The sequence below is a fragment of the Acetobacterium sp. genome (genome assembly GCF_039830195.1).
Classification (GTDB): domain Bacteria; phylum Bacillota; class Clostridia; order Eubacteriales; family Eubacteriaceae; genus Acetobacterium.
This window is the reverse complement of the sequence record NZ_JBDODG010000010.1, coordinates 1-25,081: the sequence shown is the minus strand read 5'-3', so window position 1 is coordinate 25,081 and position 25,081 is coordinate 1. Positions and strand designations below refer to the sequence as shown.

Annotated in this window: 18 protein-coding genes and 2 riboswitches; of the genes, 15 read left to right on the top strand and 3 right to left on the bottom strand. The window is 39.5% G+C overall.

Annotated elements, in window-relative coordinates; genetic code table 11:
* Positions 1 to 112: 112 nt before the first annotated feature.
* From ABGU93_RS03460 to ABGU93_RS03405, 12 genes are all read left to right on the top strand, one after another.
* Positions 113 to 1,747 (top strand): hypothetical protein, encoded by a 1,635-nt coding sequence (locus ABGU93_RS03460; RefSeq protein WP_347412118.1) that lies wholly within the window; start codon positions 113 to 115, stop codon positions 1,745 to 1,747.
* Positions 1,748 to 1,978: 231 nt separating this feature from the next.
* A riboswitch (cyclic di-GMP riboswitch) is annotated at positions 1,979 to 2,054 on the top strand.
* Between the two features lie 26 nt (positions 2,055 to 2,080).
* A riboswitch (cyclic di-GMP riboswitch) is annotated at positions 2,081 to 2,162 on the top strand.
* A gap of 13 nt (positions 2,163 to 2,175) precedes the next feature.
* Positions 2,176 to 4,293: a hypothetical protein gene (locus ABGU93_RS03455; RefSeq protein WP_347412117.1), complete on the top strand. Its 2,118-nt coding sequence runs from the start codon at positions 2,176 to 2,178 to the stop codon at positions 4,291 to 4,293.
* 469 nt (positions 4,294 to 4,762) lie between these two features.
* Positions 4,763 to 6,232 carry an oligosaccharide flippase family protein gene (locus ABGU93_RS03450; RefSeq protein WP_347412116.1) on the top strand — a complete coding sequence of 490 codons (1,470 nt, stop codon included), beginning with the start codon at positions 4,763 to 4,765 and terminating at the stop codon, positions 6,230 to 6,232.
* Between the two features lie 4 nt (positions 6,233 to 6,236).
* Positions 6,237 to 7,421, top strand: coding sequence for a CDP-glycerol glycerophosphotransferase family protein (locus tag ABGU93_RS03445; protein ID WP_347412115.1), 1,185 nt, complete (start codon positions 6,237 to 6,239; stop codon positions 7,419 to 7,421).
* A 41-nt stretch (positions 7,422 to 7,462) separates the two neighbouring features.
* Positions 7,463 to 7,897 (top strand): adenylyltransferase/cytidyltransferase family protein, encoded by a 435-nt coding sequence (locus ABGU93_RS03440; protein ID WP_347412114.1) that lies wholly within the window; start codon positions 7,463 to 7,465, stop codon positions 7,895 to 7,897.
* Positions 7,898 to 7,927: 30 nt separating this feature from the next.
* Positions 7,928 to 8,941 (top strand): NAD-dependent epimerase, encoded by a 1,014-nt coding sequence (locus ABGU93_RS03435; RefSeq protein WP_347412113.1) that lies wholly within the window; start codon positions 7,928 to 7,930, stop codon positions 8,939 to 8,941.
* 73 nt (positions 8,942 to 9,014) lie between these two features.
* A complete protein-coding gene (locus ABGU93_RS03430) occupies positions 9,015 to 10,181 on the top strand; it encodes a nucleotide sugar dehydrogenase (protein ID WP_347412112.1) in 1,167 nt (388 codons plus the stop codon).
* Positions 10,182 to 10,276: 95 nt separating this feature from the next.
* Positions 10,277 to 11,026 carry a CpsB/CapC family capsule biosynthesis tyrosine phosphatase gene (locus ABGU93_RS03425; RefSeq protein WP_347412111.1) on the top strand — a complete coding sequence of 250 codons (750 nt, stop codon included), beginning with the start codon at positions 10,277 to 10,279 and terminating at the stop codon, positions 11,024 to 11,026.
* 73 nt (positions 11,027 to 11,099) lie between these two features.
* Entirely contained in the window at positions 11,100 to 12,968 is a 1,869-nt protein-coding gene (locus ABGU93_RS03420; RefSeq protein WP_347412110.1) for a nucleoside-diphosphate sugar epimerase/dehydratase, read from the top strand.
* A 75-nt stretch (positions 12,969 to 13,043) separates the two neighbouring features.
* Positions 13,044 to 14,009, top strand: a complete 966-nt coding sequence (locus ABGU93_RS03415; RefSeq protein ID WP_347412109.1) for an LCP family protein — start codon at positions 13,044 to 13,046, stop codon at positions 14,007 to 14,009.
* A 38-nt stretch (positions 14,010 to 14,047) separates the two neighbouring features.
* Complete coding sequence (locus ABGU93_RS03410; protein ID WP_347412108.1) at positions 14,048 to 14,737, top strand: Wzz/FepE/Etk N-terminal domain-containing protein; 690 nt, start codon at positions 14,048 to 14,050, stop codon at positions 14,735 to 14,737.
* Between the two features lie 4 nt (positions 14,738 to 14,741).
* Complete coding sequence (locus ABGU93_RS03405; protein ID WP_347412107.1) at positions 14,742 to 15,431, top strand: CpsD/CapB family tyrosine-protein kinase; 690 nt, start codon at positions 14,742 to 14,744, stop codon at positions 15,429 to 15,431.
* Between the two features lie 134 nt (positions 15,432 to 15,565).
* Here ABGU93_RS03405 and ABGU93_RS03400 read toward each other — a convergent pair whose 3' ends face one another.
* Both ABGU93_RS03400 and ABGU93_RS03395 read right to left on the bottom strand, forming a co-directional pair.
* On the bottom strand, positions 15,566 to 16,738 hold the full coding sequence (locus tag ABGU93_RS03400) for an anaerobic sulfatase maturase (RefSeq protein WP_347412106.1): 1,173 nt from the start codon (positions 16,736 to 16,738) through the stop codon (positions 15,566 to 15,568).
* A gap of 5 nt (positions 16,739 to 16,743) precedes the next feature.
* Positions 16,744 to 18,462 (bottom strand): sulfatase-like hydrolase/transferase, encoded by a 1,719-nt coding sequence (locus ABGU93_RS03395; protein WP_347412105.1) that lies wholly within the window; start codon positions 18,460 to 18,462, stop codon positions 16,744 to 16,746.
* A 572-nt stretch (positions 18,463 to 19,034) separates the two neighbouring features.
* Here ABGU93_RS03395 and ABGU93_RS03390 point away from each other — a divergent pair.
* The 3 genes from ABGU93_RS03390 (at position 19,035) to ABGU93_RS03380 (ending at position 24,256) form a co-directional block, all read left to right on the top strand.
* Positions 19,035 to 20,630, top strand: a complete 1,596-nt coding sequence (locus ABGU93_RS03390) for an ABC-F family ATP-binding cassette domain-containing protein (protein ID WP_347412104.1) — start codon at positions 19,035 to 19,037, stop codon at positions 20,628 to 20,630.
* A gap of 308 nt (positions 20,631 to 20,938) precedes the next feature.
* A complete protein-coding gene (locus tag ABGU93_RS03385) occupies positions 20,939 to 21,775 on the top strand; it encodes a 4Fe-4S binding protein (RefSeq protein ID WP_347412103.1) in 837 nt (278 codons plus the stop codon).
* Positions 21,776 to 21,982: 207 nt separating this feature from the next.
* A complete protein-coding gene (locus tag ABGU93_RS03380) occupies positions 21,983 to 24,256 on the top strand; it encodes a PAS domain S-box protein (RefSeq protein WP_347412102.1) in 2,274 nt (757 codons plus the stop codon).
* Between the two features lie 50 nt (positions 24,257 to 24,306).
* Here the strand turns inward: ABGU93_RS03380 and ABGU93_RS03375 are convergent, their stop codons facing one another.
* Positions 24,307 to 24,963, bottom strand: a complete 657-nt coding sequence (locus ABGU93_RS03375; RefSeq protein ID WP_347412101.1) for a hypothetical protein — start codon at positions 24,961 to 24,963, stop codon at positions 24,307 to 24,309.
* Positions 24,964 to 25,081 lie beyond the last annotated feature (118 nt).

Genomic DNA, 25,081 nt, shown 5'->3' with positions numbered 1-25,081 from the left:
CATCATGAAAAAGTTATCTGTTTTTTTAGTCGCATTTTTTTTACTATTTAGCACTGTGCCAGTTAGTGCATTGGCAGCGCCAAAAGTAAAACCTCCCAAAACCCCTGTCGTAGTGACTGAACCAACTGCAACAGAGCCGATTGTAACAGAACCAACGGTGACTGAGCCAACAACGACAGAACCAACTGTGGCTGAACCAACTACAGTCGAGCCGACAGTGACCGAACCAGCAGTAACCGAACCAGCAGTAACCGAACCAACGCCAACGACAGACAATTACGGACTCATTGCGAACGATGCCAGCAAGAAAGATGAGAATGCCGCCCTGCTGAGCCGGGCACTGAATACCTATGGCAGTATCACTCTGAATGGTAGCTTCTACATCGGGAATACATCTGAAGTGGTGACCAATCCCAATGTTCAGATTACCGGTCTGAATGCAACGGAACTGATCTTCGAAAACAGAACAAAAGCACTGCTCAATCCGAGCACGACCCGGAATCTGGCCATCACAAACGTGAAGTTTACCAATCTGGCCGGCGCCAGCCCACTGGTTATCGTATACGAAGATGAAAAATCAACAGCTAAGGTTGACCGCGTCGAGGTTAGAGGCTGTACCTTCCAGGGCGATATCTCTTTTTATCGCTTAAAAGGAAGTATTGGCACTAATCCCGAAACAGTCGATTTTGGAATCGATCAATTTATCTTTGCCGATAATCAGGTATTGAATACCGGAAACACTTTCATCGTTTTAAATGATATACCATTTAATTACGTTGAAATCAGCAATAATACCATTCAAAATTTCCGCCATGTTCTGGTATATATGGGCGTAACAAATGATACCGCCTACGAATCCCAACTCAAAGAGTCCAGAAAATTTGTCGGCGTATATAACAATAGCGTCAAGAACGATGATAACTGGTGGGATGAACAAAGTACCAGTTTATACCATGCATTCATCCTGGCTGAAAACAAAGAAGTTGTCTATGATTCAAATCACGTTGAAGGGATGAAGGCAGATTTTGATGTCGCATTATACGACGCATATTTAAGCGCCAGCAGTGTAACCTACACCAACAACACCTGGAAAAACAACATCTGTTTCAATGATTACAAAACGAACAATGCCTTGATTAAATCCAAAAGCGGAACGGGTCCATTAACGCGAGTGTATACCAACAATACCTTTATCGTTGAAGAAACCTATGCTGAACGCCTGGGAAAACCGAAAACTCAATTACATGTGGATTTCATGGATCTAACACAATATGCTGAAAACTATACCGTGGTTAATAACATCATCGATGTTTATGATCTTCGATTTCCAATCACAAGTGAAGAAATCAATCATTTCGTTTTTAACAACAACGATGTCAAAGCAAAATATGCACTCGGAAAATTGGCAAGTATCCGATTGACCGATAATTATCAGCCAACAGTACAAATTAATAATAACCGGATCCAAATAGAACAGACCGGTGCCCATCCATCAGGATCGACCGAAGGCTTTAAACTGGTCTACGTGAGAGATTCCAGAACGAATACTGCCAATGGTCTGGTCAAGTCAATCGAGGTCAAAGAAAACATTATTCACGGACCACTGACATATGTGTTTTACACCCCATTGTCAGATACAATGACGGTTCAAAATAATCAGTTCAGTGTGGCCGCCAGCCAGTATAAGAAATTTGTATACGGCGGCAATCATCCGGAAATTGCAAACACTCCGGTTACTAAGTACTAAGATAAAATCTCTAAAGAAATGAACAAATTTTCTCTAGAAGACCTGGCCCCATACCGCAAACAAAAACTTGGTGGTCGGCCAGAGCTTGGCAGCCGAGTAGAAGTATAGAGCAAATATTAAACATTCATATGTGAGATTTAGCAACTAAAAAACTCACATATGGGTGTTTTTTAACAAGAGCAATCATTTTTAAAATATCAAAATTTAATAATTAGCGACTAATAAACTTTTCAACGATAATGGCAAACCTGCCGAAAGACGGGGACGCAAAACTATAGGGCCTGTAAAATGGCAGCCAGTTACCGAAAGAAGAGTTTTTGTGTGCTTCAAATTTCAACGAAAAGGCAAACCAACTGAAAAGTTGGGACGCAAAGCTAAGGACCTTCCCTGAAAAGAAAGGCAGCCGGCTACCGAAAGGAAATAATTTCATGAATACAAATATCAGATTGAACAAGATCAGTTTGAGCTTCCTGGTAGTTCTTATGATGCTGATCGTGTTATTTTCAACAAAGGCATTTGCTACAGAGTTAGAAACAACAGCTGCTGATACCGTGGGGGTTACGTATAGAACTCATATCCAGAATGAGGGTTGGGCGCAAGGCTGGATGTTCAATGGCGCCTTATCCGGCTCCGAAGGCAAGGGCTTGCGTTTAGAGGGAATAGAAATTAAATTGTCGGGAAATGTGCCGGCAGGTCTCGGAATTGAATACCGAACCCATGTTCAGAATATCGGTTGGGAAAAAAATTGGGCTTCAAATGGAGGGTTTTCCGGATCAGAAGGCCAGAGTTACCGATTGGAAGGTATTCAGATCAGATTGACAGGAGAGCGTGCTGCTGATTATTCAGTCAAATATCGTACCCACATTCAAAATCAAGGTTGGGCTCAGGGATGGGTATCGGATGGTGCTCTTGCCGGGTCAGAAGGACAAAGCCTACGTTTGGAAGCGATAGAAATCGTCATTGAAAAAATACCAGCAAATGTTTCGGTTGTGCCCGAAGAAACCGAACCGACAAGCAGCACATCGCCGCCAATTGCAGAACCGGTGGTAACCGCACCAACGCCTACGACAGACAATTACGGACTCATTGCGAACGATGCCAGCAAGAAAGATGAGAATGCCGCCCTGCTGAGCCGGGCACTGAATACCTATGGCAGTATCACTCTGAATGGTAGCTTCTACATCGGGAATACATCTGAAGTGGTGACCAATCCCAATGTTCAGATTACCGGTCTGAATGCAACGGAACTGATCTTCGAAAACAGAACAAAAGCACTGCTCAATCCGAGCACGACCCGGAATCTGGCCATCACAAACGTGAAGTTTACCAATCTGGCCGGCGCCAGCCCACTGGTTATCGTATACGAAGATGAAAAATCAACAGCTAAGGTTGACCGCGTCGAGGTTAGAGGCTGTACCTTCCAGGGCGATATCTCTTTTTATCGCTTAAAAGGAAGTATTGGCACTAATCCCGAAACAGTCGATTTTGGAATCGATCAATTTATCTTTGCCGATAATCAGGTATTGAATACCGGAAACACTTTCATCGTTTTAAATGATATACCATTTAATTACGTTGAAATCAGCAATAATACCATTCAAAATTTCCGCCATGTTCTGGTATATATGGGCGTAACAAATGATACCGCCTACGAATCCCAACTCAAAGAGTCCAGAAAATTTGTCGGCGTATATAACAATAGCGTCAAGAACGATGATAACTGGTGGGATGAACAAAGTACCAGTTTATACCATGCATTCATCCTGGCTGAAAACAAAGAAGTTGTCTATGATTCAAATCACGTTGAAGGGATGAAGGCAGATTTTGATGTCGCATTATACGACGCATATTTAAGCGCCAGCAGTGTAACCTACACCAACAACACCTGGAAAAACAACATCTGTTTCAATGATTACAAAACGAACAATGCCTTGATTAAATCCAAAAGCGGAACGGGTCCATTAACGCGAGTGTATACCAACAATACCTTTATCGTTGAAGAAACCTATGCTGAACGCCTGGGAAAACCGAAAACTCAATTACATGTGGATTTCATGGATCTAACACAATATGCTGAAAACTATACCGTGGTTAATAACATCATCGATGTTTATGATCTTCGATTTCCAATCACAAGTGAAGAAATCAATCATTTCGTTTTTAACAACAACGATGTCAAAGCAAAATATGCACTCGGAAAATTGGCAAGTATCCGATTGACCGATAATTATCAGCCAACAGTACAAATTAATAATAACCGGATCCAAATAGAACAGACCGGTGCCCATCCATCAGGATCGACCGAAGGCTTTAAACTGGTCTACGTGAGAGATTCCAGAACGAATACTGCCAATGGTCTGGTCAAGTCAATCGAGGTCAAAGAAAACATTATTCACGGACCACTGACATATGTGTTTTACACCCCATTGTCAGATACAATGACGGTTCAAAATAATCAGTTCAGTGTGGCCGCCAGCCAGTATAAGAAATTTGTATACGGCGGCAATCATCCGGAAATTGCAAACACTCCGGTTACTAAGTACTAAGATCGAAAATTGCAAATAATTGGTGCTCAACTCAATACTTTGGTTGGGAATAAAAGCATAATGAATAATTGCCGGATCAGGATTACTTAGTGATTCGGCAGCACAGAAGATCTGCGGCACTTGTTAAACCGGGTACAGACTGAGTGTAAAAGTAGTTTATCCACAACTGGTTGTTAACGCAGCCAGTTTTTTTGTTTTTAAAAATTATTTTACCAACTTACACTGATATAATAATTACTAAATAGTAATGCTTGATATGTTATTTTCACGAAAGAAAGGCTATATATTATCATAATATCATTATCTGAAAAAAATTGCTGTTTCAGTGAATGTTATCGATCAAGAAATGTACTTTTTAAAACCAGGGTTTAGAATGCACTATTCAATCAAATACATCATCGAAGAAGCATCCGAAAAAATGAATAGAGAATCAAAAACAATATGAATTTATGAGGTGCAAGATAAATTTATGGGAAAGAAAATGGTTATCAAAAACTCGATCATTTACATTTTGAATAATACTTTAATAAAAGCGTTTAATTTTTTGCTGTTACCTTTTTATACCGCTTTCTTAACAACAGAGGATTATGGAACAATAAATCTCATTGTTAGCTTTGTATCTGTTGCCAGTTATATTGTAGCTTTTTCTTTACATGCATATGTAATCAGGTTTTATGTTGATATAAAAAACGACAGAGAACAAGTAAAACGTTTCTTTGGAACAATGATCGTATTTGTGTTTCTATCTGGTGTGATTTTTTTGGGAATTGTATCACTGCTCAATAGTTATTTTATAGCATGGATCTTTAAAGATATAAATTTTTATCCAACACTTTTGATTGCCCTGGTCGGATTGGTATTTTCTTGTGTATATTCTATTTATCAGGATATCCTTAAAGGCATGGAGAATGCCACAAAGTACTCAATCACCAGTATTTGCTATTTTTTTATTCAATTGGGGTTTATTATATATTTTGTTGTCGGCTTGGATTGGGGGGCTAATGGTGTTCTGATGGCATCATTAATTGCGAATTTTGTATGCTTCATTTACTTGTTAATTGACCTTTTCCATAATAATCTGATTACCATATGTATCGACAGAAAAATGCTGAAAAATGGTCTTAAGTACTCGATTCCTTTATTGCCGCATAATATTTCAACACATATAACCAGCTTTGTTTCTAAGATATTTATTAACAATAGCTTTTCTCTGACATCAGTTGGATTATTTAGCTTAGCAACTCAATTTGGATCAATTACTGATATGATTCAGTCTTCTGTAAATATAGCTTTCAGACCCTGGTTTTATGACCAGCTTAACAAAAGGGAAAAAAATTATAAAAAGAGTATCACGGAACTTTCTGATATTTTAATTTGGGCGTATGGAATTATATTTTTGTTGATTGCTTTGTTTTCTCAAGAAGCCTTACTGTTGTTTACCAATGAAAGCTATTACCGGGCATGGACAGTGGTGCCGCTGATCATAATTCCATTTTCAATTAAAACGATGTATTATTTTTATATCAACGTATTGCTTTACCATAAAAATGCAACGAAATTCATATTTATAGCAACCTTGTCAAGCAGTATGATAAACATTTTATTATCAGCCATCTTCATACCAATACTGGATATGTATGGTTCCGCCCTTGCTGATTTAATTGCGATGGTAATCAGAGTGGGCATAATTGTTGCTTTAAGTATGCATTTTGAAGATATTGGTTATAAGCTGAGTACTTTTGTTTTTTTAATTCTGATTAATGTCTTTTTTATAAGTGCGGGACTCATATTTAGCTATACTACATTCATGTATGAAATCAGTTTGATAAATATTGCTTACAAGATTTTTGTAGTAATGATCTATTTAATAATTGCTGGAATTAATTTGAAAAAACACATAAAACCTTTAATTTTAAAACTAAGGGAAAAAAGGAGCTAACAAAATGAAACCACAAAAAAAAAGAAATAAATCATTGGAAAAATTTGCGAGAAGTCCTGTTATTATAAGAAATATAATGTTTATGTTCCTTTTTAATAAAATATACGGATTAAAAAAGAAAAAAGCTGTTTTCACTAGTTTTGGTGGGAAGTGGTATTCTGATAATCCTAAAGCTATCTCAGTAAAGTTGCATGAGCTATACCCAGAGTTTGAAATTGTCTGGTTGTTTAAAAACCCGGAAGAGAAACAGGCAATAGTACCTGCGTATGTCAGAACCATAAAGTCGGACTCGGTTAAGGCTTTAAAAGAACTGGCAACAGCAAAGTTCTGGGTCGATAATTTTGGAAAGTCGAAATATATTTATAAAAGCAGAAGCCAAGTATATATCCAGACTTGGCACGGAGATCGGGGTTTTAAAAACGTACTGCACAATGTACCCAAGAATATTAAAAAACACTATCTTGAAGAAAAGAAATGTGATCTTATGACTGCAGGGTCGACAACCGGTAAAAAAAAACTATCAACAGCATTTGTATACCATGGTCCCTTTTTGGAATTCGGTTCGCCTAGAAATGATCAATTAATCGAGGATAGTCAGAAACGAAAAAATGACATCAAAGATAAGCTGAATATTCCTGTTCAAGCTAAAATAGTATTATTTGCACCGACGTTCAGAAAAGTAAATAAGGGAGAAAAACAGTGTGTGCGAGAAATAAATTTGACGCAAGTTTTGCTAAAGCTAAAAGATCTTACAAATTGCGATTGGAAATGTCTGGTTCGGGCACATCCAGGTTCATCGCCGGGGTTATCATTAGAAAAAAACAAAGATCAAAACATTATTGATGTGACGATGTATGAGGATATGGCAGATTTATTATTGATCGCCGACTTGCTGATAACTGATTACTCAGCCTCAGCGGGTGATTTTGTTTTAAAGAAGAAACCAGTGATATTATTTCAACCCGATCGAGAGCGCTATTTGATTGAAGAAAGAACCTTTTATTTTAATATTGATGAATCGCCATATATGGTTGCCAAGAGTCAGGATGAACTCATCGAAAAAATAATCGTCCTTGATGAAAAAACTGCAAAGAAAAACTGCGAAGAAATTCTAAGCTTTTATGGTGCATATGAGACCGGAAAAGCTTCAGAAAGAGTTGTTGAGTATATGCATTCGGAAAGTTGTTAATTCAACAGAACTGATAAAATAAATTTGAAAGAGGAAACAAAATGAAAAAATGTAAAGTTGGCTATACAACCGGTGTTTTTGATCTCTTTCATATTGGCCATTTAAACTTGTTGAAGAGAGCGAAATCACAATCAGACTACTTGATTGTCGCAGTAACGACGGATGAAGAAACTTTTCGAATAAAGAATAGAAAGCCAATTATACCCTTTGAAGAGCGGATTGAAATTGTGAGAGCTATTAAATATGTCGATAGTGCAATACCAGAATTTGATACCGATAAATTAACGGCCTGGGACAAGATTAAGTTTGATTGTATCTTTAAAGGAGATGACTGGAAAGGCACGGCGAAGTGGAACAACTATGAAATAGAATTCAAAAAAAGAAATGTTGACGTTGTTTACTTTGATTACACGGTCGGAACCTCTTCGACAGAGCTGAGAGAAGTTATCTATAAATATCTGGATGGAGAATTTTAGATTGATTTGGCATAGAACGGAGGTGACTTTATGAAAGTATTAATTACCGGCGTAGCCGGATTTATCGGTTTTCATTTATCCAATCTGCTATTGGATAAAAAATATAAAGTAGTCGGTATCGATAATCTCAATGATTATTATGATCCCTCATTAAAAAGCGCTCGTCTAGCTATTCTAGAAAAGAAAGATAATTTTGAATTCAGAAATGTGGATCTACAAAACAAAACCTTGATCGATGAGTTGTTTGAAATGAACCGACCAGATTACGTCATTAATTTAGCTGCTCAAGCGGGGGTCCGATACTCAATTACCAATCCATATGCTTATGTGGATTCAAATCTCATCGGCTTTATTAACATTTTGGAAGCGTGTCGAAATAACCCGGTGAAACATCTCATCTACGCTTCTTCAAGCTCGGTATATGGGGGTAACAAAGGAACACCATTTGCTACAAGTCATAACGTTGATCATCCCGTGTCACTTTATGCTGCAACCAAGAAATCTAATGAATTAATGGCACATACTTATAGCCACCTTTATAATATACCAACCACCGGCCTAAGGTTCTTTACTGTTTATGGACCATTTGGAAGACCGGACATGGCGTATTTTAAATTTACTAAGGACATCTTGGCAGGAACGCCCATTAAAGTATTTAATCATGGGAAAATGGAGCGGGACTTTACTTATATCGATGACATTATCAAAGGGATTTATAAGCTGATAAATAAAGCGCCCGTTGGAAATCCGGATTGGGATGAGAGGGTTGATGACATCAGTACTAGTTTTGCACCATACAAGATATATAACATTGGGAATAACAATCCGATCAAGCTGACTCGATTTATTGAATCGTTAGAAGCTGCATTAGGAAAAGAAGCGCAGAAAATATATTTGGAAATGCAACCTGGGGACGTGTTATCTACCTATGCCGACGTTAGTGATCTTGAGAAAGATATTGGCTTTAAACCAGGAACCAATATTGAGGAAGGCATTGGAAAATTTGTAAGCTGGTATCGAGACTACTACCAAATTTGGGATTGATTTTAATAACATAGAGAAATGAATAAAAGCTATTATAAAAATGAACCGCAAAAAGATCAGGGAGGCGAGCGAGATGAAAATTACTGTAGCAGGTATCGGTTATGTAGGGTTGTCAAATGCTATTTTATTGGCACAGGACAATGAAGTCATTGCATTAGACATTATAAAGGAAAAAGTTAACTTGATTAATAACAGACAATCTCCGATTATTGATGATGAAATTGAAGATTATTTAAAAAACCGAGATCTGAATTTGACCGCAACAACTGATAATTATGAAGCGTTTAAAAATGCAGAATACGTGGTGATTTCAACTCCGACAAATTATGATCCCGAAAAAAATCACTTCAATACGAGAACAGTGGAAGCAGTAATCGCCAATGTACTGGCTATCAATCCGGATGCGGTGATGATTATCAAATCAACGATACCTGTCGGGTATACAGAAGCGATTAAAGAAAAATTTGAAGCAGATAATATTATCTTTTCTCCGGAATTTTTGCGAGAAGGACATGCTCTTTATGATAATCTTTATCCATCTAGAATTGTTGTGGGAGAAAAATCTGAACGAGCCAGAGTTTTTGGCGAACTACTTGCTCAGGGAGCGATACAAAAGAATACTCAAATCCTATTTACTGAGTCAACTGAAGCTGAAGCGATTAAGCTTTTTTCAAATACCTATTTAGCGTTGAGAATCGCATATTTTAATGAACTGGATTCGTACGCAGAAGTAAGAGGCCTTAACACCCATGACATTATTGAAGGGGTATGTCTTGATCCGAGAATTGGCAATTATTATAATAATCCATCATTTGGCTATGGCGGGTATTGCCTACCGAAAGATACCAAGCAATTGCTTGCCAACTACGCCGATATTCCCCAGAATATTATGTCTGCAATCGTTGATGCAAACCGAACCAGGAAAGATCATATTGCAGATATGATTATTAAACGAAAACCTGAAATAGTGGGAATTTACAGACTGACGATGAAAACAAACTCTGACAATTTTAGAGAATCGGCTATTCAAGGAGTGATGAAACGGATTAAGGCCAAAGGAATTGAAGTAGTTGTATTTGAACCTTCCCTAGAAGAAGATAGCTTTTTCAATTCCAGAGTTATTCAAGATTTTGATGAATTTAAAAGAATTTCGGATATTATCGTCGCCAACCGCTTATCCGATGAGATAATTGATGTTGTAGACAAAGTATATACAAGAGATCTATTCAGCAGAGATTAGTAGTGACGGATAGAAAAATGCGAATAAAACAAAATAATACAAAATTAAGGTAACATCAAAACTATTGATGCAATACCACAAAAGAAAGTGATGCTATGATTGATACACATATACACATGGTGCCAGGTGTTGACGATGGTGCGAAAGATATGAATATGTCAATTCAAATGATTCAGATGGTCATGAATGAAGGAGTGAACAAGGTTGTTCTAACGCCTCATTATAACCTTCCGAGATATCAAAATGAAAATGTTGAAAAGCAATTCAACTTGCTGAAGGATTACATTAAAACAGAAAAAATTAATTTTGAAGTCTATCTGGGCAATGAGATTTATTTGAGCGAAGAAACCATGGTAGGTATTTTAGAGGGGCAGGCTAATTCAATGGCTGAAAGCAGTTATTTATTAGTGGAGTTACCATACTATCATTATTATCCGGTCCATGAGGCGATGATCCAAAATCTTCAACATAATGATTTTAGGGTTTTACTGGCCCATATCGAACGTTACCAGATTTTTGAAAAAAAACCTGAAAAGCTCCGGGAATTAGTTGAAAATGGTGTCTATGCACAACTTTCATCGCGTCATATCATTGATCACAAAACCAGGAAAAGTGCCCTTCAATGGATAGAAAATGGATTAATTCATATTGTCGCATCAGATGGTCATGATGTCGACAAACGACCACCGCTGATGAGAAAAGCTTATGACGTTGTTGCCAAAGCCTTCGGTATGAACTGTGCGCAGATATTATTTGAGATTAATCCACAGTATATCATTGAAGACAGTCAATTAATGATTCCTGAGTTGAAGAAACCAAAAAGATTTAAATTACATTTCACATGAAAATTATCGTAGATTGATCAGATAATACTTTTAGACATTACTAAGCGTTTATATGTCGGAAATGAGGCTTTTCGTGGAAACTAAATTAAGCAAACAGATACTATTGTTTGGCGCAGATATACTGGCAGTAAATATGGCGTTTTTATTAACCCTGTTTTTGCATTACGAAGGAAATATTCCAGCTGAGATTGTTGCCATTTATTTTAGAAGTGCTTTTATCCTAACTGCTGGGAAAATATTGATTTATAAGTATTTTGGATTATATAACAGTTTATGGTCTTACGCTTCGATTGAAGAATTAATGAAAATTTTGATTGCTGGGATAGCATCCAGTATTTTTGGGGTTTTTTATTTAATTTATATGGGTGCGCATTTGTATTTTGGCATATATCTGACAACCATGCTTTTTGAAATTGCGATAATCAGCAGCATTCGTTTCAGTTATCGTTTGACCAGGAGTTTAAAAAATAGGAAGCTTTTTAATAAGCAGGTTCATGAGAAGAAAATATTGATCATCGGGAGCGGTGCCACAGCGACTCTGATTGCAACTGAGATTAAGAATCATGCACTAAACTACGGACAAGTCATCGGTTTTATTGATGAAGACGAAAATAAGCTAAATAAAACTATTGCCGGGGTCAAGGTGCGTGGAAATAATTATGATATTGGCAGCATTGTCCATAAATACGGAGTCAATGAAATCATTGTAGCCACACCGACAGCGGATCCAGCTACGCTGAGAATGATACTCAGCGAGTGCAAACGAACAGCGGCCAGGGTAAGAATTATTCCTGGCGTTCGGGAGATGATCGATGGACAAGTCTCACTTAGCAAGATACGAGATGTTGAAATCGAGGATCTACTTGGAAGAGAAACGGTTAACCTCAACGTTAGAGAGGTAATTGGTTATCTTGAAGGCCGTATTGTCATGGTGACAGGTGGCGGCGGATCTATTGGCTCAGAATTATGCAGGCAGATAGCCAGATTTAATCCGGGTAAATTGATCATTCTGGACAACTATGAGAATAGTGCCTATGAAATTCAGAATGAGCTGATTAACGATTATGAAAACAAACTCAATCTGGACGTTATTATTACATCGGTCCGAGACCGGAACGATATCTTTTCAATTATTGAGACATATCATCCGGATGTGATTTTCCATGCCGCCGCGCATAAGCATGTGCCATTGATGGAACGTTCACCTTTTGAGGCCATAAAAAACAATGTTTATGGTACCAGAAACGTTGCTGAAGCCGCTCATGAATTTGGCGTCGATCGCTTCGTTTTAATTTCGACGGATAAAGCAGTTAATCCGACAAATATTATGGGCGCCAGTAAACGCATCTGTGAAATGATTATTCAGGGGCTCTCCCAGCAAAGTAAGACAAAATTCACTGCCGTTCGATTTGGAAATGTGTTGGGAAGCAATGGTTCGGTTGTGCCACTTTTCAAAAAGCAGATTAAAGAAGGGGGCCCAGTAACAGTTACCCATAAAGAAATTATTCGATATTTTATGACAATACCGGAAGCCGCTCAGTTGGTCATCCAATCTGGAGCCATGGCCAAAGGCGGAGAAATCTTTGTGCTCGATATGGGACAACCGGTCAGGATTTATGACCTGGCAGTCGATTTAATAAAACTCTCCGGACTGAAGTTAAATGAAGATATCGAAATCGAGATCATTGGCTTACGGCCCGGTGAAAAACTTTATGAGGAATTACTGATGGATGAAGAAGGCTTAGTTGAGACCCCTTTTGAAAAAATTCGAATTGGGAAGCCCTTTGAAATTGATTATATCACCCTAAAGAAATCGATTGACGAACTTCCCTTGGTATTTAAAGCAGCCAATAAAAAATTGTTGATTAATATGTTGAAAAATATTGTACCAACTTATAAAGACAGTGATGAAGTCAATAATAAAAATTCGCATATTTCATAAAATGAATCGATTAGAAACTGAATCTGCGTGTCTTGGTTTACCATTTGTCTGAAATATAGAGAGGAGCTGAAAACTTTGAATAATCGTAAAAAAATAATGATTGCGGTGGGACTATTTACACTGATTGTGGCAATTATCATCTATGTACTTGTCAGTATTAATATGAGTTCGTTGTCTTTGTTTTCGGAAAATTCCCAGGCAACTGGTTCTTCAACAGAAGATTCAAACTCCTCTCTGGAAGATATTTTAGATAAAAATAATGAAGAACTTTTGAGTCTGGTTGATACAAGAAAAACAGTCGTTTTTGCCCTGTATGGTACAGATGAACGGTCTGATGAAACGGGAAGAAGTGATATTATTATGGTTGTGATGTATGATCCATCATTGAAAAAAATGGTCATGGCATCACTTCCCAGAGATCTGAGAGTAAATGTCCCCGGGTATGGTTTAGACAAAATTAATCATGCTTATGCATATGGCGGAAGGGAATTAAGTGACCAGACCATTGAAGAATTGCTCGGAATCAAGCTGGACTTTTCTGTAAAAATTGATTTTGATACTTTTTCAAAAATTATAGACGATTTAGGAGGCGTTAAAGTCAATGCTCAAAAGAAGTTTTATAACGATCTTAACAAGTTGATTGTGAATGAAGGAAGTCAGTTGCTGACTGGGAAGCAAGCTTTATTTTATGTCAGGTTTAGAAGTGACAGTGATGGAGATTATGGGAGAATTGCCAGACAGCAGGAAGTGGTCATTTCTTTAATAAAATCATTGTCAACGATGAGTCTTAAAAAGAAAATTAAATTAGTTAATGATTATTATAATCAAGGGGTTGAAACGGATGCTAAAATTTCAAAAATAGAAGAATATACGAATATGAGTAGCGGTGATACAAATATTACCTATGAAAATTATCGTCTAAAAACTTACTCGGAAATTATTGATGGATTGTGGTATGAATTATACAGCCAGGAAGATTTAGCGTTTATAAAAAGTCTGTTTAGTAACAAAGAAGCGTTAAACCAGGAAATTTGGAATTGATTTTTAGACAAAAAAATAGACAAAGGAGGATGTTCGACATGGAAACAAATAAAGAAGTTGATTTAAGGGAAATATTTGAGATATTGGCAAAAAAATGGTGGCTGATATTATTGCTCACGGTTTTAGGTGCTGGAATAGCTTTCGGTGTTACGGTGAAATACGTGACACCCGTTTATGAGGCTAAAACCGTATTATATATTGGAAATGAGAATTCAGTTTTGGCACCGTTGGATATTTCGCTTGGACAATTAGAAGCTGGCAGTCAGTTGCTGGTTGATTACAAGCAAATAGCTTTAACTCGTCTGGTTACGAATGAAGTCATAAAGAATTTAGGACTGAATATCTCTTATGAAGAGTTTCAAAAGAATATGGTAATTGAAAATGTCGGAGATTCTCGACTTTTTACTGTTGGTTTCAGGCATCCTAATCCAGAAACTGCAAGAATAGTCGCAGACGAATTGGCTAAACAACTTTCAGTTGCAGTGTTACAAATAGTTGGCATCGAAAATATTCGGATCCTGGATCAGGCCTTGCTTCCCCAAGTTCCGGCAGCTCCGAGTAAATATCTGAATACGGCAATTGGCGCATTGTTAGGCTTTTTAACATCACTGTTTATTATTTTTATGATGTTCTTACTTGATGATACGGTAAAGAATGAAGAAGACATTGAAAAGCTGATCGGAATGTCTGTATTGGGTAACATCCCAGAATTTAAAAAGGAGGCATAATAACATGACTACACCGAGCTTAATCACATTAAGCGATCCTTCATCTTATGTGACGGAAAGTTATAAACTGTTACGAACCAATTTGAATTTCAAGAATATCAATAATAAATATCAGGTTATGTTAATGACCAGCGCCGGGAAAGAGGAAGGGAAAAGTACAACAATCTGCAATTTAGCAATCACCTTTGCCCAGTCCGACAAACGGGTTTTGTTAATTGATGCTGATTTGAGAAGACCCCAGGTGAGTGCGATTTTTGATATCAATAAAAGAAAAAAGGGCTTGTCAAATATGCTAGCAGATGCAATGCCACTTGATACACTAATTAATAAAATTGACTCTTTGGATAAGCTGGAAATTTTGCCGGCAGGAACTAAACCGGTGTCGCCAACGGAACTATTGAATTCTGAAGCGTTTGAGACATTGATCACTCAATGCCGGGAAGAGTACGATGTCATTCTCATCGACACGCCACCTGTATTGAGTTTTGCAGACGCCAGCATTATTGCTAAGGTCACTGATGGGGTTTTGTTGGTAGTGGCATCCAACGAAACCAAACGGGCAATGGTTGTTGAAGCAAAAAAAAATCTGGATAAGGTTGGTGCTGCGATTATTGGTGTTATTCTGACAAAAGTGAAATTCAAGAAAAATGCAAATTATTATCGCTATGATTATGAAAAAGGCAAGACGCAGTGAGAAATAAAGGCAAATATAAAGAATCGATTATGGGATTATAAGAAATCATAGTGGGGCTTGACTTATCCCCGCTATGATTTGGTGATTATGACCGAAAAAATAAATACAAAGAAAATTTCGCGAATCTCTTAAGCTTATTGCGAGATATAGGCGAGTTTAACATGCTCAAAAAAATGTTTGTAACCTTCACACAAATAGTTCTTTCCATTTTGTCCGTCTTTTGATAAAAGAAACCGATCTTTGGGACAACCCCCAAAACAAAGCCGGATATGGTCGCAATCCAGACATTCGTCAGGCAAGCACATGGTTTTGTGCATCCCAAATTGACGGTTTTTCTCCATCAACTCTGCCAATGGGGTGTCAAGAATATTTCCAATTTTATAGGCTTCATAGGCGTAACGATCACAGCTGAAAAGATCTCCATTCATTTCAAGCACACCAGCGTGGCCGCATAGGGCTTCATGGACACAGACACCAGCCGGATGATTATTTAGATTGGCGAGCGTCGATTCAATAATCTGGACATGCTTTTTTCCGCGATCAAGTTCTTTCCACAAATCAAAAACAGTGCACAAAAAAGAGCCATAGTCTCTGGCAGTGACGGAAAAATCTGTCAGCGGATGCTTCATTACCGGGGAATGGATTCCTGCTGGCATTGCAAACCGTTGGCCGGAGACTGCTTCATAGGAGGCGGGCAAACATTCAACCACCGGCAAAAACTGCATGAAATCAGTAAGTTCTCTTAAAAATAAATAAACATCCCGGGGGTGTTTCGAATTAACGGCATTAACAGTGGTAAGGGTGTTGTAAGATACGCCGTGCTTCTGAAGCAGTTTTATGCCATTCATAGTTTGGTCAAAGGTTCCGCCGCGTCTGTCCTGACGATAGGTATCATGAAGCACCGCATTCCCATCGATGCTCACCCCAATCAGAAAATCATGGGCTGCAAAGAATTCGCACCAGGAATCAGTCAGCAAGGTCGCATTGGTTTGGAGGGTATTGTGTATTTTTCGTCCTACGCCATATTGGCGTTGGTAAGCCAACGCCCGTTTGTAAAAATCAAGGGGAACCAGGGTTGGTTCCCCGCCGTGCCAGGCAAACTCCACAATGGCATTTTGTCCATGAATGGCCAGGTTCTGGCGGATATAGGTTTCAAGCACTGCATCCGACATTAATTTATCATTTTGAACAATCAGATCTTGTTTTTCTAGATAATAACAATAACAGCAACGCAGATTACAGGCTGCGCCAATGGGTTTGGCCATAATGGCATAAGTCCGGGAATCTTGTTGGGGCATGTTTTTCATCACTATTAATTTGCGGTTTTATTAATCTTGGAAATAACAGCGGCGGCTTCGCTACCGTCATCAACCCCAATTTCTTTGTTAATCAGGGCATTAAGCTGATTGTTAAGTTCCATAATCAGAGCAGCATTGGTTTCTTTATCTGCAGCCAGGTTGATTAATTCATCGGGGTCTTTTTCCAGATCAAACAGCTGAACATCGTTATTTGCATATAATTCTTCCATAGTAGTTGGTATATTGAATTTCAACGGTGAAAAATATCGGGCAAATTTGTATTTTTCCGTTGTAATTCCGCGAACAAAGCCCCGTTTGGAGTAATCAATGTCATAACTGGTGATATTTGTAGTCGGGTCGGTGGTTTGCATCATCTCACTGTCGATCATCGAGATCATTTCATAGGCGAATAATGATCCGGCTCTTATTTCGGTTTGGCTGCCATCCATCAGATCCATCAGACTGCTACCCGGGAGTCCCTCAGCAAGCTCAGCCTTTTTAGTATCCGGCAGTTTCGTCATGTCAATAAAGGTCGGGGCCAGGTCGATGTGGCTGGTTATTGCATCAATTGAAGTGCCACCTTCATATTCAGGGTGGACGATAATCAAGGGGACATGGATATTATTTTCATACATAAATCCGCCTTTGCCTCGGAGTCCGTTGGCGCCCTGCATATCACCATGGTCACTGGTGAAGACGATAATGGTATTGTCCAGCATCTCCAGATTGGATAGTTCAGATAGAATGTTATAAAGCTGATCATCATTGTCTTGAATGCAATTATAATAATAATCCCGGAAATTTTCCCAGCGGCTTTCTTCGGATGGAATCTGACCAACCCGATTATTCCATGAGTTAAAATATTCAAGATCAGCAGGAACTCGTCCTTCGGCATCAATCGGTTGATCCCAGGTTGAAGGAATGGCTGCCTCGGGGTAGGTGGATTCATAAATCAGATTGGCTGGGGCCCCGGCAATGGCGAAGGTTGTCTGTCCCGTGTTCTGAACGGCTTCACCGTCAGTATCGGTATCATAATACATAATATCATGGGGATTGACGAGATTGACAGCCAGAAAAAAAGATTGACCAGCCGCATTGGTAGCAGATCCTTTTGAGCGTAACCAGCTGACCGTGTCGCCGGTGATGTTGCTGTCCTGCATGTAGCCTTGCTGAAGCTGACCGATAATATCACCCTGGGCATTCCAGTCGGAGAAGCCATATCCCAGCAGACCATTCTGTTCTTGCATGGCAGGCTGGCTGGTATCATCAAAAACACTGGCATCGCTCATGTGCCACTTGCCTTTAAAGGCCGAGTAGTACCCGGCCGAGAGCATTCGGTCACCGACGGTGGTGAGATTTTCTGAGAGTGGTTCCTGCCAGGGTGATTCGGTATTGTCAATCATCAGGGTATCGGTGATGTGGGTGCCAGTGTAAATAACCGACCGGGATGAGGTGGACACATTGGTACAGGTATAGTGTTTTTCAAAGGTGGTTCCCATTTTTTCCAGCAACTCTCTGGCCTTGAAATTGGTGCCGGCCGGGAATTCGTCAAAATAATGTTCCTGATCCACCGTCACAAAAACGATATTATAATTATCATCGTTATTTTGCTGTGCTTCGACATCAGTCATATTTTGTTCAATGGTCTGGCTGCCAGTGCTTTGCGTGCAGCTTGACACACCCAATAGTGAGGTAGCCAGGGTGATGCTCAGGGCCGCTTTTTTTATATTCATGTGAAGACCTCCTGATCCTTAATATGAAATCCAACCATGGCCAATTAAACAACGGCATTGAGTTGAGCTTTGAGTCATTTGCGATATTAATAATAATTGACTGACTGTTAAAAATATACCCTGACAAATCTTAGATATTCATTAAATAACTATGATAGAACAAGAATCTTTTTAAAATCGATAAGTAAGTGGATTTACTGGCCATAACCGTTTGATAGTCTTGTTTTACCTATTGCCCGGTATCATAACAGCGAAGAAGCTTGGTGACTGTTGGAAATGTTCTGAAATAATAAGATAATATTTTGCGAAAAGACTGGAAAATACACGGCAAAAAGGATATAATAATACGGATTATGATAGAGGCTCTTTATCAGTGTTCTGATGAAGGCCTCTTCTTTACGGAATGGCAACAAAATTATGAAACCCTGGCATACATGTCAATGGCGAGATCGCATCAACGAAAAACGCGATATGCATGACCGGAAAATATCAGATTCAGGCAGTTTGAAAATTGTGCTGAACTTGCTTAATTGGGATTGCCGATTAATAAATCTATGGAGGATTATCGATTAATGATAACTGTATCAGAACTAAGTTTGAATTTTAGCGGAACAAATCTTTTTACCAACGTAAATATAAAATTTACCCCAGGGAATTGCTATGGTGTTATCGGAGCGAACGGCGCTGGAAAGACGACCTTTTTAAAAATTTTATCAGGAGAACTCGAACCATCAACCGGTAATGTCTTCATTCCCGAAAACATGCGGATGTCGGTTTTAAAGCAGGATCATTACGCTTTTGATGAATTTTCGGTCCTTGACACCATTATGATAGGAAATCAGCATCTTTACTCGGTCATGAAAGAAAAAGATACCTTATATATGAAGGAAGATTTTTCCGATGAGGATGGTATCCGGGCGGGCGAGCTGGAAGGCGAATTTGCCGAAATGGGTGGCTGGGAAGCTGAATCCGATGCATCCAGACTTATCCAGGGTCTTGGTCTGGGAGTTGATATTCTCGATGCCAACATGGATAGTCTGACCGGGTATGAAAAGGTCAAGGTCTTATTGGCCCAGGCTTTATTTGGTAAGCCGGAGATCATCTTACTGGATGAGCCCACCAACCATTTGGATATTCAAGCGGTGGAATGGCTGGAAGAATTCTTAATGGACTATGAGGGAACCGTTATTGTAGTATCCCATGACCGTTATTTCTTGAATAATGTCTGTACCCATATCGTCGATATTGACTTCGGCAAGATCAAGGTTTATGTCGGGAATTATGATTTTTGGTATGAATCCAGTCAATTAATTCAGCGCTTATTAAAAGATCAGAATAAGAAAAATGAAGATAAAGCCAAGGAACTCCAGAACTTTATTGCCCGGTTCTCGGCTAATAAATCCAAATCCAAGCAGGCGACCTCGCGTAAGAAAATGCTGGATAAGTTAAATATCGAAGACATGCCCTCATCGTCCCGAAAATACCCCTGGGTCGGATTCCAGATTGATCGGGAGCCCGGTAAAGAAATTTTAACCGTCGAGCATTTATCAAAAACCATCGATGGCGTCAAAGTTCTCAACAACGTCAGTTTCCGGGTCAACAAGGATGATAAAATTGCCTTTGTGGCCGACAACGAGATTGCCATGACAACGCTGTTTAAGATCCTGATGGAAGAAATTGAGCCGGACGAAGGTAGTTTCAAATGGGGCGTCAGTACCACCCAGTCTTATTTCCCTAAAGATAACAGTGACTATTTTAATGGCTGCACCTTGAACATCTGCCAATGGCTGCAACAATACACTGAAGAAATCACCGAAACTTATATCCGGGGTTTTCTGGGACGGATGCTTTTTTCCGGCGATGATATTTACAAAGAAGTTCAGGTCCTTTCCGGGGGCGAAAAGGTACGTTGTATGCTGTCCAAAATTATGATGTTTGGTTCAAACGTACTGGTCCTGGATCAACCAACCAATCATCTTGACTTGGAATCCATCACTGCCGTTAACAATGGTCTGATTGATTTCAAAGGTATCTTGCTTTTTGCCAGTCATGACCATCAGTTTATGCAAACCGTGGCAAACCGCATTATTGAAATCAGAGAAGAAGGCATCATCGATCGTTTATCGACCTATGATGAATTCATCGATTATAAGAAAAAGCTGGTATAGTCCCTTTACCAAGCGCACCTCAAATGACAGACTGATAATCTGGCGTTTGGAGGTGCGCTTTTTTTAATTTTAACAAAGCAATGAACTGTTCAAATTTGGAGATGAATGAAACGACGTAGATAGCATTCATAGCTTAAACCATAACATAAGTGATGAATTTCATATATTAAAACAAATTTACGAAATACAAGACTATTTTGTTGATTTTTCAACAATTAATTTGATGATTTAAGAACTTAAAATTTACAAAGCCAGGAGATTGGTTTATAATTAAGACAAATTAAAAGAATCATATTGAGAGGCCTAAAATGGATAAAATAGAAGTAGTACAATTAGCTGAAGACTTTATTGCAACCTCACCGGATAACCTTATAAAAATGGAGAGCAAGGCACCCCGGGAAATAGTGGGAGAGAGAATATACGATGCCCCCATTTTCGGATTTTGTGAAGCCAGTGACGAGGTTTTTGCCATTCTCAAGGAGCCGGAGGTGATTGGCTGCCATTTCCGAAATCCCCGGGAGTGGCTGCCCACAGCCCGAACCGTGATCTCGTTTTTTCTGCCATACAGCGAGGCCATCAAGACCAGTAACCGGGAACAGAAAATCTGGCCTTCCTGGGGATGGTTGGTTGGACGGGTTGAAGGCCAAAGATTACTGAGAGCCCTGATATTGCATCTGGAAGCAAACTTGAATAAAGCTGGTTATGCTACAATTGGACCAACCCTAGATAAAAAGTTTTTCAGCATTACCGAACCCATTGAAGAACTCTGCGGTGAACCCCTGGCGTTTACCAGCAACTGGTCAGAACGTCATGTTGCTTATCTTTCCGGATTGGGAACCTTCGGTCTATCAAAGGGGCTGATCACTGAAAAAGGCATTGCCGGAAGATTTGGCAGTCTGGTCACAGAGCTTTATATTGAGCCGAATAAGCGCCCTTATGATATCTATAATGCGTATTGTACCCAATGCGGAGCCTGCGTAAAACAATGTCCGGTGAAGGCCATTTCCATCGAAAAAGAAAAAGACCATCGATTGTGCAGCATTTTTTTGGATAAAACTGCAGAAAAATTCAGTCCCCGGTATGGCTGCGGCAAATGCCAGGTTAATGTCCCTTGTGAAAGTGGCATTCCGGGCCGAAACAAATAATATTAATTCTTTAAAAGCAGCGAACCTTAGTTTGCTGCTTTTTTGATGGACTGATGTTTCCCGGTAAAAAGAATTCAAAGAAGAGGGGTTTATATTTTCTGCATCGTTAAAGAGCTGCATTTGGGGGTAAATATGACTACATAATAAACAGAAAAAGAGCGATTGGTTGAATCGAGATAAAAAATAAGGTAAATGGGGGGGAGTAAATTGAATGATCAAAAAGCAGGACAGATAAAGGATAAAGAATCGTTTTTTGAAGAGCTTTTTCGTTATAATCAGGAAATTATGCTTCTGATTGATCCTGATACGCTTAAAATTGAAGACTGCAATCGTTCAGCCTGCTTGTTCTATGGAAAACCCTACAATGAGATGGTTATGACTAAAATTTCTCATTTTAATTGTCTCAGCGAGGATCAGCTTAAGAAAGAAGTGGAACAGGCAAAGAACAGAGAACGAAATCAGTTTTATTTTAAGCATCGTCGCGGTAATGGAGAGATCAGTGACGTCGAGGTTTGCTCAAGCCCCATTTCTTTGGATGGCAGGAATTACCTGTTCTCAATTGTTGCAGATATCACCGGTTTGCAGCTGGATAGTGATGTACTGCGTAAAGAAAACACCGTGTTGGAGAAACGGGTTGCTGAACGCACCTATGCTTTAAAAGAACTAAATGATCAGTTAATCACCGCTAAAGCAGAGTTGGAGCGGGAAATGCTTTTTATTAAGGCTCTGTTTGAAAGCATCCCGGGCTACTTGTATGTCTATGACGAGGCAGGTAGACTGATTAAATGGAATAAAAAACATGAAGAGATGACCGGATATTCCGCTGATGAGCTGGCAAATATGACATTGGATCAGTGGTTTGAGGGAGATGATCTGGTTCGAGTATGGGCGGCAGTGGACGATGTCTTTAAAAAAGGTTATGGCGAGATCGATGCCAATCTTATTAAAAAAGGCGGAGGAAAACTTCTGATTCGCTCCAATGGGGTGGTGATGACTCTTGATGGAAAAAACTACTTTACCGGGGTCGGCATAGATATTACTGAAAGCAAACGGCTGGAAACAGAACTGGCAAAAGAAAGCAAGCTGCTCGAAACAACTTTGGTTTCGGTGGGGGATGGGGTCATCTCCTGTGACAAGAATGGCCATGTTTTGTTTATTAACCGGGTGGCCGAGGACTTAACCGGTTGGACAAAAAATGACGCGTTAGGAAAACCGATTGAAACCGTATTTAATATCATCAACGATATCAACCGGGAAAAAGCGGGAAATATTGTTGCGGAAGTCATCCAAACAAAAGAAATCCGGGAGCTGGATAATCATACGATACTAATCGCCAGAGATGGCAGTGAACGAGCCATTGAAGACAGCGCTGCTCCGATTATTGAAGATAACGGCGATGTGCTGGGGGTTGTTCTGGTATTTCGCGATTATACCGAGAAAAAGCAGAAACTTGATCAGATTGAATATTTAAGCTATCATGATCAGCTCACCGGTCTGTACAATCGGCGGTTTTATGAAGAGGAACTAGAGCGAATGGATACCTCCAAAAACTTACCCCTGTCTTTGATCATGGGCGACGTTAATGGGCTGAAACTGGTAAATGACAGTTTTGGACATGGAATGGGTGATGAATTACTAAAAAAAGCCGCCGCGACGATCAAAAAAGCCTGTCGCGCAGATGATGTGGTGGCAAGATTGGGCGGCGACGAATTTGTCGTGTTGCTACCAAAAACAGATTCGGTTGAAGCGGAAGAAATAATCACGCGCATTGAAAAACTGGCCAAAACTGAAAAAGTGGGTACGGTTGAGCTCTCCATTTCATTTGGATTTGAAACAAAGCTGGATCAGGAAGAAGATATCCAGCGGGTTTTTAAAAGGGCTGAAGATTATATGTATCGTCGAAAACTGACCGAAAGCCTGGGAATGCGGAACAAAACTGTTGGCATGGTAGTAGAGACCTTATTTGATAAATATCAGAAAGAAATGTTTCACTCGGAACGGGTCAGTAAACTATCGGCTGAGGTTGGTGCCAAAATCGGACTGAGTACCAAGGATTCCCATGATCTTCAGACCGCTGGTTTGATGCACGATATCGGGAAGATCGGAATTGCCGAGGGGATTCTCGATAAGTCTGAAAAGCTGAGCGAACAGGATTGGATTGAAATACGTCGTCATCCCGAAATTGGATATCGTATTCTGAGTCCCGCCAATGAATTTGCCGAAATAGCAGATCATATTCTGGAACATCACGAGCGTTGGGATGGGAGCGGTTATCCTAATGGACTAAAGGGCGAGGAGATCTCGTTAGAAGCCAGGATTATTGCTATCGCAGATGCCTATGATGCGATGACCAGAATGCGGCTGCATATGGATGATCTCACGGTCGAAGAAGCCATTGAAGAAATTAATCGATGCTCCGGCACCCAGTTCGATCCAGAAATTGTCAGAGTTTTCATTGATATGATTGAAGATGAAAACTGAAATAAATTGGTCAGGAATTAACCCGGCACGTCGTTTTTGGATAGGCCGGGTTAATTGTGTTTGTTCAGATCGCGAAGATTCTGAAACATCACACCGAAGGTTTCGTGTTTTACTTCAGTGGGGTCAAATTTCAGCAGTTTAAAAGTGATTTGCACACAAAAACCGATGGCAAAAGCCGAAATTACCGTACCTAAACCAACCATCCCGCCGAGGAACCAGCCGATCAGGACAACGCTGACTTCCAGAATACCCCGGCACAGACCAACCGGTAGCCCGGTTTTTCGGGTAACCGCCACCATCAGGCTGTCCCGGGGCCCGGCGCCAAAGGCTGAAGAAATATAAAAGTAGGTTCCCAGTGCAATGATAAAGAGACCCAGAATAAGCACCAGGGTTCCAATCCAGAAATTATCAAAAAGCGGAATGAAGTCTAAAAAAATGATGAGATCCATAAAGAGACCGATCATAAACATATTAAAAATGGTGCCAAGTCCAACTTTTTCACCCAGCAAAAAGACAATCGCTACAATTAAAGCGCCTACAGCAGTGTTCACCAAACCGATACTGACTCCCAGGGTTTGGCTGATTCCACTGTGCAGGACCTCCCAGGGAGCATAACCGACATTTGCCCGCATGGTCACAATAATTCCCAATCCATAAAGAAAGAGCCCAAAATTCAGTTTCATAAATCTCAAAATATATCCAGTCATAATGCCCTCCTTAACGAATAATGTTCCCAGTATAACATAAAAATATTAGTGGTAAAAGACTGAATCGTGGTAGAGTTGAATTTTCTCAATCTGTTGATTATATGTTTAACTTTCTTAA

What these genes read in the sequence shown, in the direction of transcription:
- ABGU93_RS03455 (WP_347412117.1), top strand. Translation starts at nt 2,176, where the DNA reads ATGAATACAAATATCAGATTGAACAAGATCAGTTTGAGCTTCCTGGTA.
- ABGU93_RS03450 (WP_347412116.1), top strand. Translation starts at nt 4,763, where the DNA reads ATGGGAAAGAAAATGGTTATCAAAAACTCGATCATTTACATTTTGAAT.
- ABGU93_RS03445 (WP_347412115.1), top strand. Translation starts at nt 6,237, where the DNA reads ATGAAACCACAAAAAAAAAGAAATAAATCATTGGAAAAATTTGCGAGA.
- ABGU93_RS03440 (WP_347412114.1), top strand. Translation starts at nt 7,463, where the DNA reads ATGAAAAAATGTAAAGTTGGCTATACAACCGGTGTTTTTGATCTCTTT.
- ABGU93_RS03435 (WP_347412113.1), top strand. Translation starts at nt 7,928, where the DNA reads ATGAAAGTATTAATTACCGGCGTAGCCGGATTTATCGGTTTTCATTTA.
- ABGU93_RS03430 (WP_347412112.1), top strand. Translation starts at nt 9,015, where the DNA reads ATGAAAATTACTGTAGCAGGTATCGGTTATGTAGGGTTGTCAAATGCT.
- ABGU93_RS03425 (WP_347412111.1), top strand. Translation starts at nt 10,277, where the DNA reads ATGATTGATACACATATACACATGGTGCCAGGTGTTGACGATGGTGCG.
- ABGU93_RS03410 (WP_347412108.1), top strand. Translation starts at nt 14,048, where the DNA reads ATGGAAACAAATAAAGAAGTTGATTTAAGGGAAATATTTGAGATATTG.
- ABGU93_RS03405 (WP_347412107.1), top strand. Translation starts at nt 14,742, where the DNA reads ATGACTACACCGAGCTTAATCACATTAAGCGATCCTTCATCTTATGTG.
- ABGU93_RS03400 (WP_347412106.1), bottom strand. Translation starts at nt 16,738, where the DNA reads ATGAAAAACATGCCCCAACAAGATTCCCGGACTTATGCCATTATGGCC.
- ABGU93_RS03395 (WP_347412105.1), bottom strand. Translation starts at nt 18,462, where the DNA reads ATGAATATAAAAAAAGCGGCCCTGAGCATCACCCTGGCTACCTCACTA.
- ABGU93_RS03390 (WP_347412104.1), top strand. Translation starts at nt 19,035, where the DNA reads ATGATAACTGTATCAGAACTAAGTTTGAATTTTAGCGGAACAAATCTT.
- ABGU93_RS03385 (WP_347412103.1), top strand. Translation starts at nt 20,939, where the DNA reads ATGGATAAAATAGAAGTAGTACAATTAGCTGAAGACTTTATTGCAACC.
- ABGU93_RS03375 (WP_347412101.1), bottom strand. Translation starts at nt 24,963, where the DNA reads ATGACTGGATATATTTTGAGATTTATGAAACTGAATTTTGGGCTCTTT.